Source organism: Ruegeria sp. L12 (assembly GCF_056531745.1).
In genome coordinates this window covers 57,615-77,840 of record NZ_JBQFMH010000007.1, presented here as the reverse complement: position 1 = coordinate 77,840, position 20,226 = coordinate 57,615, and the positions used below count along the sequence as shown (strand labels likewise).

General features: G+C 60.4%; 20 protein-coding genes and 1 tRNA gene. 7 read left to right on the top strand and 14 right to left on the bottom strand.

Annotated features, from left to right (window positions below; all coding sequences use genetic code 11):
* Positions 1–56 precede the first annotated feature (56 nt).
* Positions 57–971, bottom strand: coding sequence for an MBL fold metallo-hydrolase (locus ACR0K9_RS12525; protein WP_480823645.1), 915 nt, complete (start codon positions 969–971; stop codon positions 57–59).
* A gap of 44 nt (positions 972–1,015) precedes the next feature.
* On the opposite strand from ACR0K9_RS12525, the gene ACR0K9_RS12520 reads away from it, so the two are divergent.
* Positions 1,016–2,335: an ATP-binding protein gene (locus tag ACR0K9_RS12520; RefSeq protein ID WP_480823642.1), complete on the top strand. Its 1,320-nt coding sequence runs from the start codon at positions 1,016–1,018 to the stop codon at positions 2,333–2,335.
* Positions 2,336–2,337: 2 nt separating this feature from the next.
* On the opposite strand, the gene ACR0K9_RS12515 is transcribed toward ACR0K9_RS12520, so the two are convergent.
* Positions 2,338–2,414 (bottom strand) — tRNA-Ile (locus tag ACR0K9_RS12515).
* Between the two features lie 107 nt (positions 2,415–2,521).
* Here ACR0K9_RS12515 and purM point away from each other — a divergent pair.
* The 3 genes from purM (at position 2,522) to rnd (ending at position 5,431) form a co-directional block, all read left to right on the top strand.
* Positions 2,522–3,568 carry a phosphoribosylformylglycinamidine cyclo-ligase gene (purM, locus tag ACR0K9_RS12510; protein WP_480823641.1) on the top strand — a complete coding sequence of 349 codons (1,047 nt, stop codon included), beginning with the start codon at positions 2,522–2,524 and terminating at the stop codon, positions 3,566–3,568.
* The gene (purN, locus tag ACR0K9_RS12505) at positions 3,565–4,161 is read left to right on the top strand and encodes a phosphoribosylglycinamide formyltransferase (protein WP_480532208.1); all 597 of its coding nucleotides are present in this window, start codon (positions 3,565–3,567) and stop codon (positions 4,159–4,161) included. The genes purM and purN overlap by 4 nt, the downstream gene beginning before the upstream one ends.
* A 112-nt stretch (positions 4,162–4,273) precedes the next feature.
* Positions 4,274–5,431 (top strand): ribonuclease D, encoded by a 1,158-nt coding sequence (rnd, locus tag ACR0K9_RS12500; RefSeq protein ID WP_480823639.1) that lies wholly within the window; start codon positions 4,274–4,276, stop codon positions 5,429–5,431.
* Here the strand turns inward: rnd and ACR0K9_RS12495 are convergent.
* On the bottom strand, positions 5,428–5,952 hold the full coding sequence (locus ACR0K9_RS12495) for a hypothetical protein (protein ID WP_480823637.1): 525 nt from the start codon (positions 5,950–5,952) through the stop codon (positions 5,428–5,430). The genes rnd and ACR0K9_RS12495 overlap by 4 nt on opposite strands.
* Positions 5,953–6,092: 140 nt before the next feature.
* Between ACR0K9_RS12495 and ACR0K9_RS12490 the strand changes: the two genes are divergently transcribed.
* A complete protein-coding gene (locus ACR0K9_RS12490) occupies positions 6,093–6,503 on the top strand; it encodes a SufE family protein (RefSeq protein ID WP_480532214.1) in 411 nt (136 codons plus the stop codon).
* A 3-nt stretch (positions 6,504–6,506) separates the two neighbouring features.
* On the opposite strand, the gene ACR0K9_RS12485 is transcribed toward ACR0K9_RS12490, so the two are convergent.
* Entirely contained in the window at positions 6,507–7,175 is a 669-nt protein-coding gene (locus ACR0K9_RS12485; RefSeq protein ID WP_480823635.1) for a DUF1638 domain-containing protein, read from the bottom strand.
* 101 nt (positions 7,176–7,276) lie between these two features.
* Complete coding sequence (locus ACR0K9_RS12480) at positions 7,277–7,975, bottom strand: corrinoid protein (protein WP_480532218.1); 699 nt, start codon at positions 7,973–7,975, stop codon at positions 7,277–7,279.
* A 308-nt stretch (positions 7,976–8,283) separates the two neighbouring features.
* Between ACR0K9_RS12480 and ACR0K9_RS12475 the strand changes: the two genes are divergently transcribed.
* Positions 8,284–9,351, top strand: a complete 1,068-nt coding sequence (locus ACR0K9_RS12475; protein WP_480823633.1) for a PA0069 family radical SAM protein — start codon at positions 8,284–8,286, stop codon at positions 9,349–9,351.
* On the opposite strand, the gene ACR0K9_RS12470 is transcribed toward ACR0K9_RS12475, so the two are convergent.
* From ACR0K9_RS12470 to gltX, 3 genes are all read right to left on the bottom strand, one after another.
* The gene (locus ACR0K9_RS12470) at positions 9,348–10,289 is read right to left on the bottom strand and encodes an autotransporter outer membrane beta-barrel domain-containing protein (RefSeq protein WP_480823631.1); all 942 of its coding nucleotides are present in this window, start codon (positions 10,287–10,289) and stop codon (positions 9,348–9,350) included. The genes ACR0K9_RS12475 and ACR0K9_RS12470 overlap by 4 nt on opposite strands.
* 183 nt (positions 10,290–10,472) lie before the next feature.
* Positions 10,473–11,768 carry a citrate synthase gene (gene gltA / locus ACR0K9_RS12465; protein WP_480532224.1) on the bottom strand — a complete coding sequence of 432 codons (1,296 nt, stop codon included), beginning with the start codon at positions 11,766–11,768 and terminating at the stop codon, positions 10,473–10,475.
* 121 nt (positions 11,769–11,889) lie between these two features.
* A complete protein-coding gene (gene gltX / locus ACR0K9_RS12460) occupies positions 11,890–13,290 on the bottom strand; it encodes a glutamate--tRNA ligase (protein ID WP_480823629.1) in 1,401 nt (466 codons plus the stop codon).
* A gap of 78 nt (positions 13,291–13,368) precedes the next feature.
* Here gltX and ACR0K9_RS12455 point away from each other — a divergent pair, with 78 nt between their 5' ends.
* Positions 13,369–15,396, top strand: coding sequence for a ComEC/Rec2 family competence protein (locus ACR0K9_RS12455; protein ID WP_480823627.1), 2,028 nt, complete (start codon positions 13,369–13,371; stop codon positions 15,394–15,396).
* Here ACR0K9_RS12455 and lexA read toward each other — a convergent pair.
* The 6 genes from lexA to ACR0K9_RS12425 are packed head-to-tail and all read right to left on the bottom strand — an operon-like array spanning position 15,390 to position 20,207.
* Entirely contained in the window at positions 15,390–16,088 is a 699-nt protein-coding gene (lexA, locus tag ACR0K9_RS12450; RefSeq protein ID WP_480532363.1) for a transcriptional repressor LexA, read from the bottom strand. The genes ACR0K9_RS12455 and lexA overlap by 7 nt on opposite strands.
* Before the next feature lie 58 nt (positions 16,089–16,146).
* The gene (locus tag ACR0K9_RS12445) at positions 16,147–17,331 is read right to left on the bottom strand and encodes a molybdopterin molybdotransferase MoeA (protein WP_480823625.1); all 1,185 of its coding nucleotides are present in this window, start codon (positions 17,329–17,331) and stop codon (positions 16,147–16,149) included.
* Positions 17,328–17,801 carry a cyclic pyranopterin monophosphate synthase MoaC gene (gene moaC / locus ACR0K9_RS12440; protein ID WP_480823623.1) on the bottom strand — a complete coding sequence of 158 codons (474 nt, stop codon included), beginning with the start codon at positions 17,799–17,801 and terminating at the stop codon, positions 17,328–17,330. The genes ACR0K9_RS12445 and moaC overlap by 4 nt, the downstream gene beginning before the upstream one ends.
* A complete protein-coding gene (gene trpC, locus ACR0K9_RS12435; RefSeq protein WP_480823621.1) occupies positions 17,801–18,613 on the bottom strand; it encodes an indole-3-glycerol phosphate synthase TrpC in 813 nt (270 codons plus the stop codon). The genes moaC and trpC overlap by 1 nt, the downstream gene beginning before the upstream one ends.
* Complete coding sequence (gene trpD, locus ACR0K9_RS12430) at positions 18,610–19,629, bottom strand: anthranilate phosphoribosyltransferase (RefSeq protein ID WP_480823619.1); 1,020 nt, start codon at positions 19,627–19,629, stop codon at positions 18,610–18,612. The genes trpC and trpD overlap by 4 nt, the downstream gene beginning before the upstream one ends.
* A complete protein-coding gene (locus ACR0K9_RS12425; RefSeq protein ID WP_480823617.1) occupies positions 19,626–20,207 on the bottom strand; it encodes an anthranilate synthase component II in 582 nt (193 codons plus the stop codon). The genes trpD and ACR0K9_RS12425 overlap by 4 nt, the downstream gene beginning before the upstream one ends.
* Between the last annotated feature and the right edge of the window lie 19 nt (positions 20,208–20,226).

Genomic DNA, 20,226 nt, shown 5'->3' with positions numbered 1-20,226 from the left:
AACCCGGATTTTCGCCGTCCAGAGGCGAAGCGCATGGCTTGCAAAAAATTTCTTGTTCAAGCGATGCGCCTGAAACGAGCGCTTTCGGAAAGGTCACCTTCGGGCGCAACCCGGGACCGACCGGTCAGGTCGACCAGATGAGCAAAGACGTTCCGCTCGGCCGCGCGCAGCAAGGCGGCGGGGGTTTCGGTATAGATTCGCTGCGCAAGCTCTGACGGTGTCGTAGGACCTTGTTCCAGGACGCCCAGAATTTGCGCTTCTCTTTGCAATCTGTGGTCAATCAGCCAATCCAAACGCCCGGCGGGATCGGTGACGGGCGCGCCGTGGCCGGGGTGAAAAACCGACCACTCCCGCGCGCGCAGGCGGTGGCAGGCGGCCATGAAATCGGTCAGGTCCCCGTCGGGGGGCGAGACCAGCGAACTGGCCCAGCCCATGATGTGATCAGCCGTAAAGCAGATATCCCCCCATGCCAGCGCGATATGATTGCCCAGATGACCGGGCGTGTGGATGACCTCAAGCTGCCAGCCATCAGCCGAAACATGCGCGCCGTCTTCGAGTTCGATATCAGGGCGGAAATCGGCATCGATTCCCTCGCCGCCGCCCGCCAGCCCGTTCTGGGCCAACATGGACATAACGTCGCTACGACCGGCTTGTGGGCCGCCAAAGGCCAGAACGGGCGCACCGGTGCGGGCCGAAAGCGGCGCAGCCAGCGGTGAATGATCCAGATGGGTATGGGTGACAAAGATGTGGCTTATCCGCTGGCCGGGCTGCAGGGCATCGAGGATGGCTTGCAGATGCGCATCGCTCAGCGGCCCCGGATCGATCACGGCAATGTCGCTGTTCCCCAACAGATAGGTATTTGTCCCGCGATAGGTCATTGGCGAAGGGTTGGGGGCAAGGACCCGGCGCAGGCCCGGTGACAGCGCGTGAACTTGCCCTGGCGCAGGGTTGAAATCGTCGGGGGCTTGCATCGTGACCTCTTCCTCTTGCCCGGGCAGCCCGCTAGGTTTAGCGCATGTTGTTGCAATGGCTCAAACCTTATATGCCGCGCAGCCTTTATGCGCGCGCCGCATTGATTCTGGTGCTCCCGGTCATCGTTGTCTTGTTGGTGGTCGCCATCGCCTTTCTGCAGAAACATCTTGAGGAAGTCACCGCTCAGATGACCCGCACCACCGCGCGCGAAGTCTTGCTCGTGGTGGATGGAATGAAGGGGGCGGAAACCCAGCAGCAGGCTTTGGCTGCAGTGCGAAAGGACCTATCGGTTCTGGATATGTCAGCCCGTTTTCTGGACCTTAACGAAATGCCGCAGAATGGAACCCGGCGCTGGTATGATTTCGTCGCGTCGCAGGTGGATGCCGAACTGCACGCGCGCATTCCCGAGGTTGAGGAAATCGAGCTGCCCAACGGACAAGAGGTCCGGTTGTACCTGACGACCGATCTGGGGACGCTCGAGCTGGGCTTTGACAGGCGGCGGTTGTCGCCGACTGCTCCGCATCAGTTGATCGTGACGATGGTGTTCTTTGCCGGTCTGATGACGACGATTTCGTTCCTCTATATGCGCAATCAGTTGCGGCCGATCACGCGGCTGGCCGATGCGGCGCAGGCCTTTGGACATGGTCGCAGCGTGCCCTACACCCCCGGCGGCGCCATCGAGGTGCGGGCCGCAGGCAGCGCGTTTGTCGACATGCGCGCCCGGATCGAGCGGCAAATCGAGCAGCGTACCCTGATGCTGTCGGGGGTCAGCCATGACTTGCGCACCCCGCTGACGCGGCTCAAATTGGGCCTGTCTTTCTTGCCCGAGGATGAGGCGGCGCCGTTGCTGCAGGACGTCGATGAGATGCAATCCCTGCTGGATGCGTTCCTTGATTTCTCGCGCGGGACAGCTGAAAGCGCACCCGAGTCGGTTACGCCCGAAACCTGGCTGAGCCAGATCGTCGATGACGCGCAGCGCGCTGGTCAGCAGGTTGAACTGGTGTCCGTCGAAGGGCAGGGCAGTGCCATGCTGCGCCCGACCGCTATGCGCCGGGCGGTTGAAAACCTGATCGGGAATGCGATCCGCTATGGGAGCAAGGCCGAAGTCAGCCTTTCGTTGACACCAAAATCCCTGCGCATCCGGGTCGAGGATGACGGCCCCGGTATTCCGCCCGAACAGCGCACCGAAGCGGTGCGGCCCTTTACCCGGCTCGACCCCGCGCGAAATCAGAATCAGGGCAGCGGCGTCGGTCTTGGCCTGGCCATCGTCGCCGATATCGCCCGCGTGCATGGCGGCACCTTGCGGCTGGGCAGCAGCAAAAAGCTGGGTGGGTTATGCGCGGATATTGTCATAGGGCGGTGATTTGGTAGGCCCGGCAGGACTTGAACCCGCAACCAAAGCGTTATGAGCGCTCTGCTCTAACCAATTGAGCTACAGGCCCGCCATGACGCCTTGGGTACCACGATCAGGGCCCGCGTCAAGCCTGACCGTTGCAACATCGGCCACAATCGAATAACCCGCGCGCAAAGCACTCATGAGGGATTGACCATGACAGCGGGCAAGAACGGAATCACCTACGCCGATGCGGGTGTCGATATCGATGCGGGGAACGCATTGGTCGACCGGATCAAGCCTGCAGCCAAGCGCACCAACCGATCAGGGGTGATGAGTGGTCTGGGCGGTTTTGGCGCTCTGTTCGACCTCAAGGCGGCCGGGTACGAAGATCCGATTTTGGTGGGCGCGACCGATGGTGTCGGTACCAAGCTGCGGATTGCCATCGATACTGGCGTTGTCGATGGTGTGGGTATCGATCTGGTGGCGATGTGCGTCAACGACCTGATCTGTCAGGGTGCCGAGCCGCTGTTTTTTCTGGATTATTTCGCCACCGGAAAGCTAGACACCGACACTGCTGCGCGGATCATCGAAGGGATCGCCGAGGGCTGCGTGCAGTCCGGCTGCGCCTTGATCGGTGGCGAAACCGCCGAGATGCCGGGCATGTACCCGGATGGAGATTTCGACCTGGCCGGGTTCTCGGTCGGCGCGATGGAGCGTGGAACGGCACTGCCAGAGGGGGTGCAGCAGGGCGATGTTCTGCTGGGGCTGGCCTCGAACGGGCTGCATTCCAACGGTTATTCGCTGGTGCGCAAGCTGGTCGAGATGTCCGGGCTTGGCTGGGATTCGGCGTCACCCTTCGGTGGCGGCTCGCTGGGTGAGGCACTGCTGACCCCAACACGTCTTTATGTACAACCCGCGTTGGCCGCGATCCGTGCAGGGGGCGTTCACGCGCTGGCACATATCACCGGCGGCGGTCTGACCGAAAACCTGCCGCGTGTGCTGTCCGAAGGGCTGGGCGCTCAGATCGATCTGAGTGCATGGGATTTGCCGCCCGTCTTCCGCTGGATGGCGGAAACCGGTGGGATTGCCGAGGCAGAGATGCTCAAGACCTTCAACTGCGGCATCGGCATGATCGTTGTTTGCGCGCCGGATCAGGCCGAAGCGCTGGAGGCATTGCTGGCAGACGCAGGTGAAACCGTCTCGCGGATCGGGACCGTCACCGATGCGGCGGGCGTCGTTTATTCGGGCAAGCTGCTGTGAGCCATAAGCGCGTCGCCATCTTGATTTCCGGTGGCGGTTCGAACATGCTGTCTCTGGTCGACAGCATGACCGGCGACCATCCCGCGCGGCCCTGTCTGGTCATGTCCAATGATGCCAAGGCAGGCGGCCTGAAAAAGGCGGCCGCCCTTGGAATTCCGACTGCCGCCGTTGATCACCGGCCTTTTGGCAAGGATCGGGCGGCGTTTGAGGCTGAATTGCTGAAACCTTTGTTGCAGGCCGAACCCGATATCGTCTGTCTTGCCGGGTTCATGCGGGTTCTGACCGGGGATTTCGTCTCGCGCTTTCAGGGGCGGATGCTGAACATCCACCCCTCACTGCTGCCCAAATACAAGGGTCTGAACACCCATGCCCGCGCCATCGAGGCGGGGGATTCCGAGCATGGATGCACTGTTCACGAAGTGACCGCCGCGCTGGATGACGGCCCGATTCTGGGTCAGGCGCGCGTCGTAATCGAAGCCGGTGACACGCCCGAAACGCTGGCCACGCGTGTGCTGGAATGGGAACACAAGCTTTATCCTGCAGTTCTGCGGCGGTATTCTCAGGGCAACACCGAACCGGTTCTTTTGCCCTGACCTGCCGGGGTGATTTACATGCGCTGAATATTCGTCTTATGGTCGCATATCGCTCGGGACGAGGACCAAACGGGCAGTCACAAGAACCATAAAAGCAAGAATAGTACGGCGCATGAAAACCCTGACAACGACGCAAGAGCTGACTGCATTCTGTGCGGCTGCTGCGGACTATCCCTACGTCACCGTAGATACCGAATTTCTGCGCGAACGGACCTACTATTCAAAACTCTGTCTGGTGCAACTTGCGGTACCGTCCGAAGACGAGGACAGCGCGGTGCTGGTTGATCCGCTGGCCGAGGGCCTGTCGCTGGAACCACTTTATGAGCTGTTCCGCAACGAAAACGTGGTCAAGGTTTTCCACGCCGCCCGGCAGGATCTTGAGATTTTCTGGGTCGATGCCGGTGTTTTCCCGACGCCCCTGTTCGATACTCAGGTGGCGGCCATGGTCTGCGGATTTGGCGAGCAGGTCGGATACGAGACGCTTGTCCGCAAGATCTGCAAGGAGGGGGTCGACAAGACCTCTCGGTTCACAGACTGGTCGCGGCGTCCGCTGACCGATGCGCAAAAATCCTATGCGCTGGCGGACGTGACGCATCTGCGGAAGATCTACGAATATCTGGCCGCTGAGCTGGAGAAGACCCGGCGGGATCATTGGGTGGCGGAAGAGTTGCGTATCCTGACCCGTGTCGAGACCTACGATATCCGCCCCGAGGAAGCCTGGCGCCGGGTCAAGACGCGCACCAACTCGGCCAAGTTTTTGGCGGTGGTGCGGGAATTGGCTGAGTTCCGCGAAGCCTATGCGCAGCAGAACAACGTCCCGCGCAGCCGGGTGTTCAAGGATGACGCGTTGATCGAGATGGCCTCGATCAAACCCAAAACCCCATCGGATCTGGGCGGTTCACGCATGTTGTTGCGCGAGGCGCGGAAGGGTGCGATTGCGGATGGAATACTGGCGGCGGTGAAACGCGGTATGAATTGCCCGCCAGACAAGTTGCCCAAGGTGGATAACAGCCGCGACAAGCTGAAGGTCAACCCGGCACTGGCCGATCTGCTGCGGGTGCTGCTGAAATCCAAGACCGAAAGTGCTGGGGTTGCGGCGAAGCTGATCGCCTCGAGCGCGGATCTGGATCAGATCGCAGCGGGTGAGCGTGAAGTGCCTGCGCTATCTGGTTGGCGGTTCGAGGTGTTCGGAGAAGACGCGCTGAAACTGTGCGATGGCAAGATCGCCCTAGCCGCCAAAGGTCAGACGGTGCGCGTCGTATCGCTTTAGCGGCGCCGCGATTCCAGCGCGTTTTGCGCACCCACGACCCGAACCAACCGAATACCTTCCAGATCCTGCGTGCTTACGGTGACGGCCTCGGACACCATGCGCGAACGCGCGCTGCCCTGAGCCGTGGCGTATTCCGGGTAATCCACGCGGAAGGTGAACTCCATCACCCCATTTTTGCTCAGCTCTTCTGACCGCACGCGTGCAAGTTGAGCGTTAAAAGCCCCTTGCCGGATCGCCGTTCCCGAGGCGTAGATGATCGCGCCCGTTGTGGTAGGATCGATGCGCAGTTCATCGATTACGGTGATTGGTACGCTGTTGTCTTCAGCTTCGGGCCGCGCGAACAGCCCACGTGCATCGCTCTGTTGCGGGACAAGGGCGTTTGCGTCATCGGCTGAAACCTCGGTCGGGGCCGGGGTGCTGCTGCCAAACCAGTTCGACGGGTTTGCCCGGGAATTGCTCCAACCACTGCAGGCAGAGACAGACATCGCAACGACCAATAGTACAGACAGAGTTTTGTGCATGGACCCAACACTTTGCGCAACTTTACACCCAAGGGGTTAGCGCAAATTCTGTGTCTTGAAAAGGCACGCAAGGGACTGGACAGCGGGGAAAGCCGGGCATAGTTCACATTTGTGATCGCGTAACGCAAGGACAGCCCACCATGGCAACGCCCGCCTTTGAAGAGATTGTCGAGGATTTCGAATTCCTGGAAGACTGGGAAGACCGCTATCGCCATGTGATCGAGCAGGGCAAGGCGATGGAACCTCTGGACGAGGCGCTGAAAGTGCCGGCGACCAAAGTGACCGGGTGTGCCAGTCAGGTCTGGCTGCACCCGACCATCGCGAATGGCCAGTTTCACTTTGACGGTGACAGCGACGCGCTGATTGTGCGTGGCCTGATCGCGGTGCTGCGCAAGCTTTACAACGGGCTGCCCGTCGCAGACGTCAGCAAAGTGGATGCAGGTGGTGAGTTGGCGCGGCTGGGTCTGCACGATCACCTTTCGGCACAACGCTCAAACGGGCTACGGTCGATGATCGAGCGTATTCGCGAGGTTGCGCTGGCCAGCGCCTGACCGTCAGCCGGATTTCCCGCGCGCGGCCCATTCCGACAACGTGACTTCAAGATCGCCATAGCCGGTCAGGCGGCGTTCGAACTCCAGCCCCATACGGTCGGCGCAGTCCTGCGCGCGGCGCGTCAGGTCGGGATCGTCGGTCTGCGCCTGATAGACCAGCTTGGTATAGTTGCCGAAATACATATCCCGCAGCTCTGGGTGACGATCTAGACCCAGAGGCTTCCAAACAAAAGCGTCGAACTGCCGGGCGAGAAAGTCGGTCAGGTAAAACGCGGTTGTTTCGTCATCGCCATGGGCGGCAAAGGCCTGATTACCCTCGAGGAAAGAATAACAGTGGGGGCCCTGGATCATCTCGACGCCCAGCTTTTCGCATGCGGCCTGCAGCAAGCCCCCGGTGCCGCAATCGGCATAGACGACATAAATCCGGTCGTAGCTGTCGCGATGTTTGGCAACGGCATCCTCAACCGCTTGCGTAATCCTTTCGGGGTGGATGTGCAGGATGGCGGGCAGGCAGGTCAGCGCGATGTGATCCCAGCCGTTTCTCTCCTTCAGGTCCAGTATCTCGCGCGCCAACGCGCCACAGGCGATCAGAAGGATGGATTCGGTCACGCGCGGCGCGGCATAGCCTTCGCGGGTCAGGCTGTCATCATCTGGCAATGGTGCGTCGGTCATCTGATCTCTCCACCTGGCTACCTGATATATAGGTACGCGACCTTTGAGACGAAGCAGGCCGCCCCGGTTAGGACGGCCTGCTTCACAGTATAGTCTGTGCCTTAGCCGGCCAGTTGGTTGTGCCGACGCGACATGAAGTCCTTGGCCATTTCCACGGCCACAGCGGCGTCACGGCAGTAGCCGTCTGCTCCAATGGCTTTGCCGAATTCTTCGTTCAGCGGCGCGCCACCGACCAGAACGACGTATTCTTCACGCAGGCCTTGCTCGACCATGGTGTCGATCACGACCTTCATGTAAGGCATGGTGGTGGTCAGCAGGGCGGACATGCCCAGAATATCGGGCTTTTCGTTTTCCAGCGCTTCCAGGTAGTTTTCGACCGGGTTGTTGATGCCAAGATCGACAACCTCGAAGCCTGCGCCTTCCATCATCATCGACACAAGATTCTTACCGATGTCGTGGATGTCGCCTTTGACGGTGCCGATGACCATCTTGCCAACGCGCGGCGCGCCGGTTTCGGCCAGCAGCGGCTTGAGGATGGCCATGCCGCCCTTCATCGCGTTTGCGGCCAGCAGAACCTCGGGCACGAACAGAATGCCGTCGCGGAAGTCGTGGCCCACGATGGTCATACCGCCGACCAGTGCTTTGGTCAGGATGTCGTAAGGCGTCCAGCCGCGCTCGAGAAGGATGTTGGTGCCTTCTTCGATTTCCTCTTTCAGACCGTCATAGAGGTCATCGAACATCTGTTCGACAAGTTCGTCGTCGTTGAGTTCGGACAGTACGATGTCTTCTTCATCGGACATGGGGCGTTTCCCTGAGCTTGGCGGGCTTGTGGCCCGTGGTGGCAATTTTTTCCTGTTTGGCGATTTCGTCGCAGATGTACTGTGACGATTGCGACCTTGGCCGTTCTGAGACCGACCTATATGTTGAAATGTGACTCCGGGCGACCGATTTTTTTGCAAGATCATCCTGCAGTCCATTCATTTTCTGGTGGCTAAGTCCCGAATTGTTCCCTGTTGAAGCCGGATTGGTCGCATAACCCTGATCTTTGTATGCCTTGCCAGCCCGTGCGCGGTCAGCTAATCATTGAAAGAGAACATAAGGTGAACAAATGTTGATTCAGCCAAAGCATCCGGGGCGAGGGGTGGCGTCAAACGACGTTGGCCGGTTCGAACGGTTTGCGACCGAATCCACGGATGATGGCTGGGACCTGCCCGAGGATTTGCCGCCGTTGCGAACCGAGGTCAGGGACGAGGTTGCGCGGACTCTCATCACCTACAACAAATCACCGGATTTGCCATTCGACCGCTCAATCAACCCTTATCGCGGATGCGAGCACGGATGTGTCTATTGCTTTGCCCGCCCGAGCCACGCTTATCTGGGATTGTCGCCGGGGCTTGATTTTGAAACGCGCCTTGTCGCTCGCCCGAACGCTGCGGAAGTCCTGCGGCGAGAGCTGTCGGCGCGTCGCTACAAAGTGGCGACAATCGCGCTGGGGACCAATACCGATCCCTACCAACCAATCGAGAAAAACCGAGAAATCACAAGGGCCTGTCTGCAGGTTCTCAGCGACTTTCAGCACCCGGTCGGGATCGTCACCAAAGGCGCGCTTATTGAACGTGATCTGGACATACTCGGTCCTATGGCCCGCAAAAATCTGGTGCGGGTCGGTATTTCCCTCACCACGCTGGATGCCGGGTTGTCGCGCAGGATGGAGCCGCGCGCGCCGTCTCCGCTGCGCCGGTTGCGGATGATCCGCCGGTTGACCGAAGCGGGGGTGCCGGTGCGGGTCATGACTTCGCCCATTATACCCGGGCTGACGGATCATGAGCTTGAGCAGTTGCTTGAAGCAGGCCGGCAGGCTGGCGCGGATGCCGCCAGTTGGATCATGCTGCGCCTGCCGCGCGAGGTGTCGGCCCTGTGGCAAGACTGGCTGGACGAGTATGAACCAGCGCGCGCCGCGAAGGTTATGGCGCGGCTGCGTGAGATGCACGGGGGCAGGGATTATGATCCGCGATGGGGGCACCGGATGCGGGGCGAGGGCACCTATGCCCAGATGATTGCCCAGCGGTTCAAGGCCGCCTGCAAAAGACTGGGCCTTGCGATCAAGTCCCAGCCCCTCAGTACCGCACATTTTGCGCCGCCACCGCAGCCGGGTGATCAGCTGTCGCTGTTCTAGAAACTGATCCCCAGCCCAACCGTGAAGCCATTGACCGTATCGCTGCCATAATAACGGACCATAAGCCGGGTTGTGGTAACCCACGGCACCCAGGTGTCGGACAGATCAACCTCAACCCCGCCGCCGACACGCGCCAGCCAGTCGGTGCCAAGCACGATGGCCTGATCGCCCAGCAGATAGGAAAAGGACAGATCGCCAACCCAGCGCACCGGACGCCCGAACATCTGTTTGCCGGTGGGAAAACGATACCGGGCCCATAGAACCGCATTGGCCGCGGTGGATTCGATCAGCAGGTCCTCGTCGTCTCCGATGGGCCAGTACTCGATATGCGTATATCGCAAGCTGGCCTCGAATTCGCGGTCGTTTTCAAGTGGCAGGTCATAATCCACGGTCAGTGAGCCACCGGCACCGCCGGCCCACAGACCACCGCTTTCGACGAAATCACGCTCCAGTCCCAGCCGGTTGGCAATGACCTGCGCCCCGACCGAGGCATCGGACTGCGTGCGCCCGACCGAGATATGTGCCATCGGCGTAAGCTTCCAGCGTTCGCCCAGATCGAACTGATAGCCGATACCGCCGGTGAGGGCGAGACTGGTCCATTTCAGCGGTACGGCTGTCGTTTCGCCCGTATCGCCGAAGGTAAACACCGGGTCATAGCGGGCATACCCGATATAGCCCTCAAGATAGAGCGGGATACCCTCGCTCAGGCGAAACCCGCCGCCCAGTTGCGCCGATTTGAAATCATACTCGCGATCACCGGTGTTGGATTGCAATGAGATCGCGCTGGCCGAGTCATCGGGAATGCCCACCAGGCTGAGAACAGCCAGCGAGCCCGCCGCGTATTCACGTTGGGCGTTCTTGAAGGCGTTTTCCAGCAGGGTTTGCGCAGCCACAGGGGTGCCAAACAGCAGAGCGAGACAGAATACGGGTATGCGCATGAATCCAACGGCCTATCAAAAGCTGTGCTGGACATTAGGCAGAGTGATCCCCGCTGCAAAGGCAGGCGCACCGCGTTTGCGCGAGTTTCGAGTCGAGGGCTACATTTCGGTAACACCACAGCAAAAAGGCCCCGAAAACCGGGGCCTTGTCGCATGTTTCTGTGGTGTAAGCCGCAGGACGGCTCAGCGCTTTTCGATATCCACGTAATCCCGGGTGGTTTCGCCCAGATACAATTGGCGCGGACGACCGATCTTGTTCTGCGGATCGGCGATCATCTCTTTCCACTGGCTGACCCAGCCAACGGTGCGCGACAGCGCGAAGATCGGAGTGAACATCGAGGTCGGGAAGCCCATCGCCTCGAGGATGATGCCCGAATAGAAATCCACGTTCGGGAACAGCTTTTTCTCGGCGAAATATGGATCTTCCAGAGCCTGCTTTTCCAGCGCCTTGGCGACTTGCAGCTTTGGATTGTTCTCGATCCCCAGCAGGTCCAGAACTTCGTCCGCTGACTGCTTCATCACCTTCGCACGCGGGTCAAAGTTCTTATAGACGCGGTGACCAAAGCCCATCAGACGGAACGGATCGTTCTTGTCCTTGGCGCGCGCGATGTATTCGGGGATACGGTCGACGCTGCCGATCTCTTCCAGCATTTCAAGGCACGCCTGGTTCGCGCCGCCATGGGCCGGACCCCAGAGGCAGGCAATGCCGGCGGCAATACAGGCGAACGGGTTCGCCCCCGAAGACGAGGCCAGACGCACGGTCGAGGTCGATGCGTTCTGCTCGTGATCGGCGTGCAGGGTAAAGATGCGGTCCATTGCACGGCTGAGGATCGGGTTCACCTCATAGTCTTCCGCAGGCACGGCAAAGCACATGCGCAGGAAGTTCGAGGCATAGTCAAGATCGTTGCGCGGATAGATGAAGGGCTGACCGATGTGGTACTTATAAGCCCAGGCCGCGATGGTCGGCATCTTGGCGATCAGGCGATGCGAGGCGACCTCGCGCTGATGCGGGTCCGCAATATCGGTCGAATCGTGATAGAAGGCCGACATCGCGCCAACCACACCGACCATAATTGCCATCGGATGGGCGTCGCGGCGGAAACCGCGATAGAAATACTGCATCTGCTCGTGCAGCATGGTGTGACGCGTGATCGTGGTTTCAAACTGCTCCAGATCTTTCGCCGCCGGCAGCTCTCCGTACAGCAGCAGGTAGCACACTTCGAGGAAATGGGACTTTTCGGCCAGCTGATCGATCGGATAACCGCGATGCAGCAATTCGCCCTTTTCGCCATCGATATAGGTGATGGTGCTGTCGCAGCTGGCGGTCGAGGTGAAGCCGGGATCGTAGGTGAACACATCGGCCTGGCTATAAAGCTTGCGGATGTCGATGACATCGGGGCCAGCAGTGGGTGAGTGGATCGGCAATTCGTAGGTGTTGCCGTGGACAGTCAGGGTCGCTGTTTTTTGGCTATCGGTCATTTATGTCCCTTCCTCATTCGTGCGTTTGCCGGCTCGCTGTCCGACAAATCGGGCAACAGCTGCGCGCGGTGGCGCAGTCCGGGTCTTAACGGAGCAGCGTTACCCGAATGTGAAGCCGGGATCAGGTCGCTGCATCAGAAAGCCGTGCAAGGGTTTCATCCCGCCCAAGCACAAGCATCATGTCAAAAACCGAAGGTGTGACCGCCCGACCTGCCAGCACCGCGCGCAGCGGACCTGCCAGTTTGCCGAACTTAATCCCTTTCGCTTCCGCAAAGGAATTCAGGGTCTCCTCCAGTTCGTTCCGAGACCAGCTAGCATTTTGCAGCTGCGGCGTCAATTCTTCCAGTATACCGTCGGATACAGTCGACAGTGCCTTTGCCGCTTTTTCATCGGGTTCAACCGGGCGCGATGTGAGTGCAAAATGTGCTTTTTCAAGAAGTTCCGGGAATGTCCGTGCCCGATCCTTGAGGCAATACATCGCACGTTCCAGATCACCTGATTGTGCTTGAGTGAGAGCGGGCAGAGCCGCCGCAGCCAGATATGCCTCGATCTCTTGCCGCAACGCAGCATCATCCGAGATGACAATATGCTGACCGCAGAGGTTTTCCAGCTTCTTCAAATCGAACCGCGCCGGGCTTTTGCCGATCCCGCCCAGATCGAACCATTCCAGCGCCTGGGCGTCGGTGAAGAACTCATCGTCGCCATGACTCCAGCCCAGTCGCGCCAGATAGTTGCGCATACCGGCAGCCGGATAGCCCATCGCCTGATATTCCTGTGCGCCAAGCGCTCCGTGTCGTTTCGACAGTTTCTTGCCATCCGGCCCGTGAATCAGCGGAATATGGGCCCAGACCGGAACGTCCCAGCCCATCGCCTCATAGATCATCATCTGGCGCGCGGCGTTGTTGAGGTGATCGTCACCCCGGATCACATGGGTCACGCCCATGTCATGGTCGTCCACCACAACGGCCAGCATGTAGACCGGAGTGCCATCCGAGCGCAGCAGGACCATGTCGTCCAACTGATCGTTGCGGATGGTCACGTCGCCCTGCACCTGATCACGGATCACGGTGGTGCCGTCCTGCGGGGCCTTGATGCGGATCACGAAAGGCGCGTCCGGCTGGGTCGAGGCATCGGCGTCGCGCCACGGGCTGCGGAACAGGGTCGATTTCCCCTCGGCCCGCGCCTGATCCCGGAATGCGGCAATCTCATCCTGGGTCGAGAAACACTTGTAGGCCTTGCCCTCGGCCAGCAACTGATGCGCTACCTCGGCGTGGCGCGCGGCGCCTTCGAATTGGCTGATCACGTCGCCATCATGGTCCAGCCTCAGCCATTCCATACCCTGCAGAATCGCCGCCGTCGCTTCGGGGGTCGAGCGTTCGCGGTCCGTATCCTCGATCCGCAGCAGGAACTTACCGCCACGCCCGCGCGCAAAGAGCCAGTTGAACAACGCGGTGCGCGCGCCACCGATATGCAGGAAACCGGTGGGAGAGGGGGCAAAACGGGTGACGACCTGATCGGACATTGTGTGGATTAACCTTTTGGTAACCGTAGCGGGCATAGTTTGGCGCCTATCTACCCAGCCCGAAGGACGGGGGCAACCATGCGTGTTCTGGCACCGGCCGAGGCCGCGTTACTGACCCAGCGCGGGTATCTGTTTCCGTGGGCTCCGGTCTGTCTGGCGGTTGGGATCGGCTGGTATTTCAGCCTGCGGTTCGAACCGGATGCCGGGCTTTATGCCGGGCTGGCGGTTCTGGTGCTGGTTTGCACGGCAACCGCTCGGTGGATGCAGGCGGCTTGGTCGCCGTTGCTTATTGGTGTTGCTCTTGTGGCGGCAGGTTTCCTGCTTGCGGGGGCGCGGGCACACACCGTTGCAGAGCCGGTTCTGCAATGGCGCTACTATGGCCCGGTTGAGGGGAGGGTCGTGGCGCTGGACCGCTCTGCGTCGGACGCGCCGAGGGTCACTCTGGATCAGGTGCGGATCGGGGACGTTCCTGCGGATCAGAGGCCCCGGCGCGTTCGGCTATCCTTGCTTGGCGATCCGGCGCATCTGTCGCCGGGGCAAAGGGTGATGACCACGGCGCATCTGTCGCCACCACAAGGCCCGGTCGAACCCGGGGGCTTCGATTTCCGCCGTCACGCTTGGTTTCAGAGGCTGGGTGCCGTTGGCTATACCCGCGTTCCGGTTCTGACAATCGCACCCGCCAATCAGGGTGTAGAAGGCGTTCGGATCACCGCATGGCGCATGGCGATATCGGATCATGTGCGCCGGGTGCTGCCCGGTGAGGTTGGTGGATTTGCAGCCGCTGTCACCACCGGGGACCGCAGCGGAATGGGGCAGGCTTCGCTGGATAGGCTGCGCGCTTCGAATCTGGCACATCTGCTGGCGATTTCCGGGCTGCATATGGGGTTGCTGACAGGGTTTGTGTTTGTTGCCTGTCGGATGGGGCTTTCCTGCGTTCCCACCATTGCCTTGCGATTGCCTGTCCGCAAACTTTCGGCGATTTGTGCCTTGTGCGCCGCAGCCATCTATCTGTTTTTATCCGGCGGCAATGTCGCGACCGAGCGTGCCTTCGTGATGGTCTGCGTCATGTTGGGCGCAGTGCTGCTGGACCGGCGCGCAATTTCGTTGAGGGCGGTCGCCGTGGCCGCGCTGATCGTTTTGGCGCTGCGGCCAGAAACTCTTCTGGGGCCGGGATTCCAGATGTCTTTCGCGGCCACTGCGGCGCTTGTGGCAGTGTTCGGCGCGTTGCGTGACCATGGTCCGCTTCCCGGGCCTAAATGGCTGGGACTGGTCTGGGCGTTGTTGATTTCGTCCGGTGTGGCCGGGTTAGCGACGTCCCCGATTGGAGCCGCTCACTTCAATTCACTGTCCCATTACGGCCTGTTGGCAAACCTTCTGTCGGTGCCGGTCATGGGAACGCTGGTTGTTCCGGCGGCAGTTGTCGCGGCGCTTTTGGCACCCTTCGGGTTGGAAGCTCTGCCGCTTCAGGCCATGGGGCTGGGATTGCGATGGATCCTTTGGGTAGCTGAGTGGGTCTCGGACCTGGACGGAGCACAAAGCCATATTGCCAGCCCACCGGTTCTGGTGCTGCCGGTTCTGGCTGTGTCGCTACTATGGCTCATCCTCTGGCAAGGCCGTGCGCGGTGGCTGGGTGTTGCGCCGGTTTGCGTCGCATTGGCGATGTGGGGGCAGGGGCATCGGCCCGAGGCCCTGATCGCCCAGACCGGAGGGCTCGTCGGCGTGATGACCGAACAGGGTCGCGCCCTGAGCAAAGAGAAGGGCGGCGGCTTTGTGGCGTCGGTCTGGTTGGAGAATGATGGTGATTCTGCCGATCAGCCGAAAGCGGCAGGGCGCTGGCCAAATGCCTCGCGCGGCGTGCAGCGGTACCTGATCGGAGACAAAGAGCTGGTTCACCTCACCGGAAAACGCGCCGCGCTTGCGTTTGAAGAATGCGGGCGCGGGCAGATCGTCATTGCTCCGGTTGCGCTGGACCTTAGTGGCGACTGCGTTGTCTATGATCTGGACAAGCTTGGTGTCACCGGCAGCCTGGCGTTTTTGAACGGTCGGCTGCTGAGCAGCGCCGAGGTTACGGGCGACCGGTTGTGGTCGCCCAATCTTCGTCAGTAGCTGCGGATCAGACCGACCAGCCGGCCCTGCACCTTGACCTTGTCCTCGGGCAATACGCGTGTCTCATAAGCCGGGTTTGCAGCCTCAAGCGCAATGGCGTGACCCCGGCGGAAGAAGCGTTTCAAGGTCGCTTCCTGATCCTCGACCAAGGCCACCACGATATCGCCATTGTCTGCGGCCGAAGTTTCCCGGATCACCACCACATCGCCATCGTTGATGCCCGCGTCGATCATCGAATCCCCGCGCACTTCAAGCGCATAGTGTTCACCCTTGCCGGAAATCATCGTGCCCGGCACCGCAACCCGGTGCGAGACATGGCTGATCGCTTCAATCGGCACACCGGCAGCGATGCGGCCCATGACCGGCAGTTCCATCGCATCCACCGTGACCGGTTCAAAATTGGCCGGGCGCGGGCCTTCGGGGCGGTCGCCTTCGATCACGCGGGGTTTGAAGGCTGCAGTCGGCTCTCCACCCAGGCTTTCTGGCAGTTTCACAATCTCAATCGCACGCGCCCGGTGGGCGAGGCGACGGATAAATCCGCGTTCCTCGAGTGCGGTGATAAGCCGGTGAATCCCGGACTTCGACCGCAAATCCAGCGCGGCCTTCATCTCATCAAAACTGGGCGGAACACCGTCCGCCTGAACGCGTTTATGGATGAATTCCAGCAAATCCAATTGTTTCTTGGTCAGCATCGCTCGCACCTCATCGCTCATGCGTTTTCTTTTGTTCTACGCATGTTCACGTTTTGTGTCAACGGATTTGCTGGATTGGCAGGTAATGGACCTCATCCCCTGCATCGCGCGCGGGATCATGCGGTTGTCGCACCAGCAGGGCATTGGCCTGCGCCAGAACACTCAGAAGCGAGCTGTCCTGATCGTCACAGGCGCGAATGCCGGTGTCATCCAGAACCGCCCGCATATAGTGTTCGCGCGGGCCGTTCTTGGTCAGCGGCGCGGAGAGGCGGGCAGATTGGAACGGGTTCAGAACCTGTTCGATCCCCAACATGTGGCGCACCATCGGGATCAGGAACAGATAGCCGCAGACCATGGCACTGACGGGATTTCCCGGCAGACCGACCATCGCTGCATCCCCCAGACGACCTGCCATCAGCGGCTTACCGGGTCGCATGCGGATTTTGTAGAATGACCGCTCCATCCCCAATGCCTCGGACACATCCGCAACCAGATCGTATTCTCCGACCGAAGCACCGCCGATTGTCACAACCAGATCCGCGCCATGCGCCAGACCAAAGGCCGTTTGCAGCGAGGCGACGGTGTCCTGCGCGATGGGAAGCACCCGCACCTGCGCGCCAGCTTCTTCCAGTAACGCCTTGAGACCAAAGGTGTTTGAGGCAATAATCTGGTCAGGGCCCGGGTCTTCTCCGGGCATCACCAGTTCATCTCCGGTCGAGATCAGCGCCACCACAGGTTTCCGCGCCACCGGGACCGAGGCGATGTTCATCGCCGCCATCAACGCAACATCTTCGGGGCGGAGCTGTCGTGGCGCTGTGATTTGCGCGCCAACAGAAAAATCCACACCAGCCGGGCGAATGTTGGGTTTGGGGCCGGGCGTATCGGCAATGGTGATCAGATCACCGCGCCGGTCGACATCTTCCTGTATGACGACAAAATCAGCGCCTTCAGGCACGGGCGCGCCGGTGAAGATGCGGACAGCCTGACCCGGCCCGACAGTACCATCGAAACGCCTGCCTGCGGCCGCTTCGCCAACCAGTTTGAACATGGCATGCAGCTCGACTTCGGCTGCCTTGACCGCATAGCCATCCATAGACGAGGCAGCAAAGGGCGGTTGGTCGCGCGTGGCCGAGACGTCCTGCGTCAGAACACGTCCAGCGGCTTCGATCAGAGGAACAGTTTCAGCGGGCAACGGCGAAACCAGACCGAACAGAAGGGCGCGGGCGTCTTCGACTGAGATCATGTCGCTTCGTAACGCCCTGATTTTCCGCCATCTTTCAGGAGAACGCGAATGCCGCCGATCTCCATGGCCTTATCCACGGCCTTGGTCATGTCATACACGGTCAGGGCGGCGGTAGACACAGCGGTCAGCGCCTCCATCTCAACCCCGGTCTGGCCCGAGGTTTTGACAGTTGCTTCAATCCGAACACCCGGCAGATCCGGGTCCAGTGTCAATTCCACCGCCACTTTGGTGACCGGCAGCGGATGGCAGAGCGGGATCAGATCGGGTGTTTTCTTCGCGCCCATGATCCCTGCAAGTCGCGCCACGCCAAGAACGTCACCCTTCTTGGCGCGACCTTCTGAAATAAGATCAAAAGTTTCCCGCGCCATCTTGATGTGACCCGCCGCGACCGCCACCCGGTCGGTGACGGCCTTGTCCGAGACATCGACCATATGCGCCTGACCCTGGGCATCGAAATGAGTCAGCGGCATCACATCACTCCGGGGATAAGCGGGTTTGCCAGCAGGGTTCGGGTGGCGTGTGCCACATCGTCCTGTCGCATCAGGCTTTCGCCGATCAGGAAGCACCGCGCACCATAGCGGGCGATATCGGCCAGATCGGCAGGGGTGCTCAGACCGCTTTCGCATACGATGGTGCGATCTGCGGGAACCAATTTCGACAGATGACGTGTTGTATCAAGAGTGGTCTCGAAGGTCTTGAGATTGCGGTTGTTTATCCCGATCAGCGGGCTTTTGAGCTGCGTCGCCCGCTCAAGTTCATCGGCATCATGGACCTCGATCAGCACGTCCATACCCCAGTCAAAGGCGGTTTGCTCAAGCTCTGCTGCCTGTGCATCCTCGACCGACGCCATGATGATCAGAATACAGTCCGCACCCAACGCACGCGCCTCGACCACCTGATAGGGGTCATACATGAAGTCCTTGCGCAACGCGGGCAGCGAACAGGCTGCGCGCGCTTCGGTCAGAAACTCTTTTGCGCCCTGAAAACTGGGTGTATCGGTCAGAACCGACAGACAGGCTGCGCCGCCTTCTTCATAGGCCTGTGCCAAAGCGGGCGGGTTGAAATCGGCGCGGATCAAACCTTTGGAGGGGCTTGCCTTCTTCACCTCGGCGATCAGGCCATAACCGTTGCGCGTGGCGTCGTGCAGAGCATTGGCGAACCCGCGCACTTCCGGTGCATTCCGGGCCTCGGATTCCAATGTTTCCAGAGACTTGTGGGCCTTGTCTGATGCGACTTCTTCCAGTTTGTAGGCTTTGATCCTGTCCAGAACGGTCTCGGTCATGCGGCTTCCTGTGTAATGCGTGCCAGCGCGTTGATCTTTTCACGGGCCTTGCCGCTGTCGATGCTGTCGCGCGCCATGGCGACGCCTTCACGCAGATCGCTGGCTGCATCGGCGACGACAAGGGCGGCGGCAGAGTTCAGTAGCACCGCGTCACGGTAGGCCGAGGGTTGTCCATCCAGCAAGGCGCGGAATGCCACTGCGTTTTCTTCGGGTGTACCACCGATTATGGCCTCGAACGGATGCACCGGCAGCCCTGCGTCTTCGGGGTGAATCTCGACCTCTTTTACAACACCATCTTCGACTGAGGCGACCCAGCTGATGCCGGTGATCGTCAGTTCATCAGTGCCATCCGATCCATGCACCAGCCAGGCGTGTTCCGCGCCCAGCAGGCCCAGTGTTTCGGCCATCGGGCGGATCAGATCGCGGCTGAAAGCGCCGGTCAGTTGGCGTTTCACGCCAGCCGGATTGGTGAGCGGGCCCAGAATGTTAAAAATCGTGCGCGTCCCAAGCTCTTGCCGCGAGGGCATGACATGGGCAACCGCCGGGTGATGCATCGGGGCCATCATAAAACCGATGCCGACCTCTTGCAGCGCCTTTTCAACCACTTCCGGCCCGACCATCACGTTGATACCCAACTGGCCAAGCGCATCTGCCGCGCCGGATTTCGAACTCAGGTTCCGGTTTCCGTGCTTGGCAACCGTTACCCCGGCGCCTGCCGTCACAAAGGCCGTCGCGGTCGAGATGTTCAGGGTGCCCTTGCCGTCGCCACCGGTGCCGACGATATCCATCGCACCTGCCGGGGCCTTCACTGCATTACACTTTGCGCGCATCACAGCGGCGGCGGCGGCGTATTCATCCACCGTCTCGCCCCGCGTGCGCATGGCCATCAGCAGTCCGCCGATCTGGCTGGGTGTCGCGGCACCGTCAAACAGGATACCAAAGGCCTCTTCAGCCTCGGCACGGGTCAGAGGTCGATCGGCCGCAGCACCGATCAGCGGTTTCAGAGCGTCGCTCATGCGGGGACTTTCATTTCATTCAGGAAATTCTTGAGCAGGGCATGCCCATGTTCGGAGGCGATGGATTCCGGGTGGAACTGAACACCGTGGATCGGCAGTTCTTTGTGCTGCAGGCCCATGATGGTGCCATCTTCCAGCTCTGCCGTAATCTCAAGACAATCGGGCAGGCTTTCACGCTCGACAACCAGCGAATGATAGCGGGTGGCCTCGAACGGCGAGGGTAAACCGGCGAACACGCCTTTTCCGATGTGTTTCATCGTGCCCATCTTGCCATGCACGATTTCATGGCAACGCACGACCTTGCCGCCAAAGGCCTGACCGATGGTCTGATGGCCAAGGCAAACTCCCATCAGCGGCGTCTGAGTCTCGGCAGCGGCCTCGGTCAGGGCCAGGCAGATGCCTGCCTGATCCGGGTCGCAGGGGCCGGGACTGAGCAGGATTCCCGCCGGGTTCATCGCCATCGCTTCCTGCACATCCAGCGCGTCATTGCGGCGCACGACCATCTCGGCCCCAAGCTCACCCAGATAGTGAACGAGGTTGTAGGTAAACGAGTCATAGTTGTCGATCAGCAGCAGCATTTGGGCACTTATCTTCCTA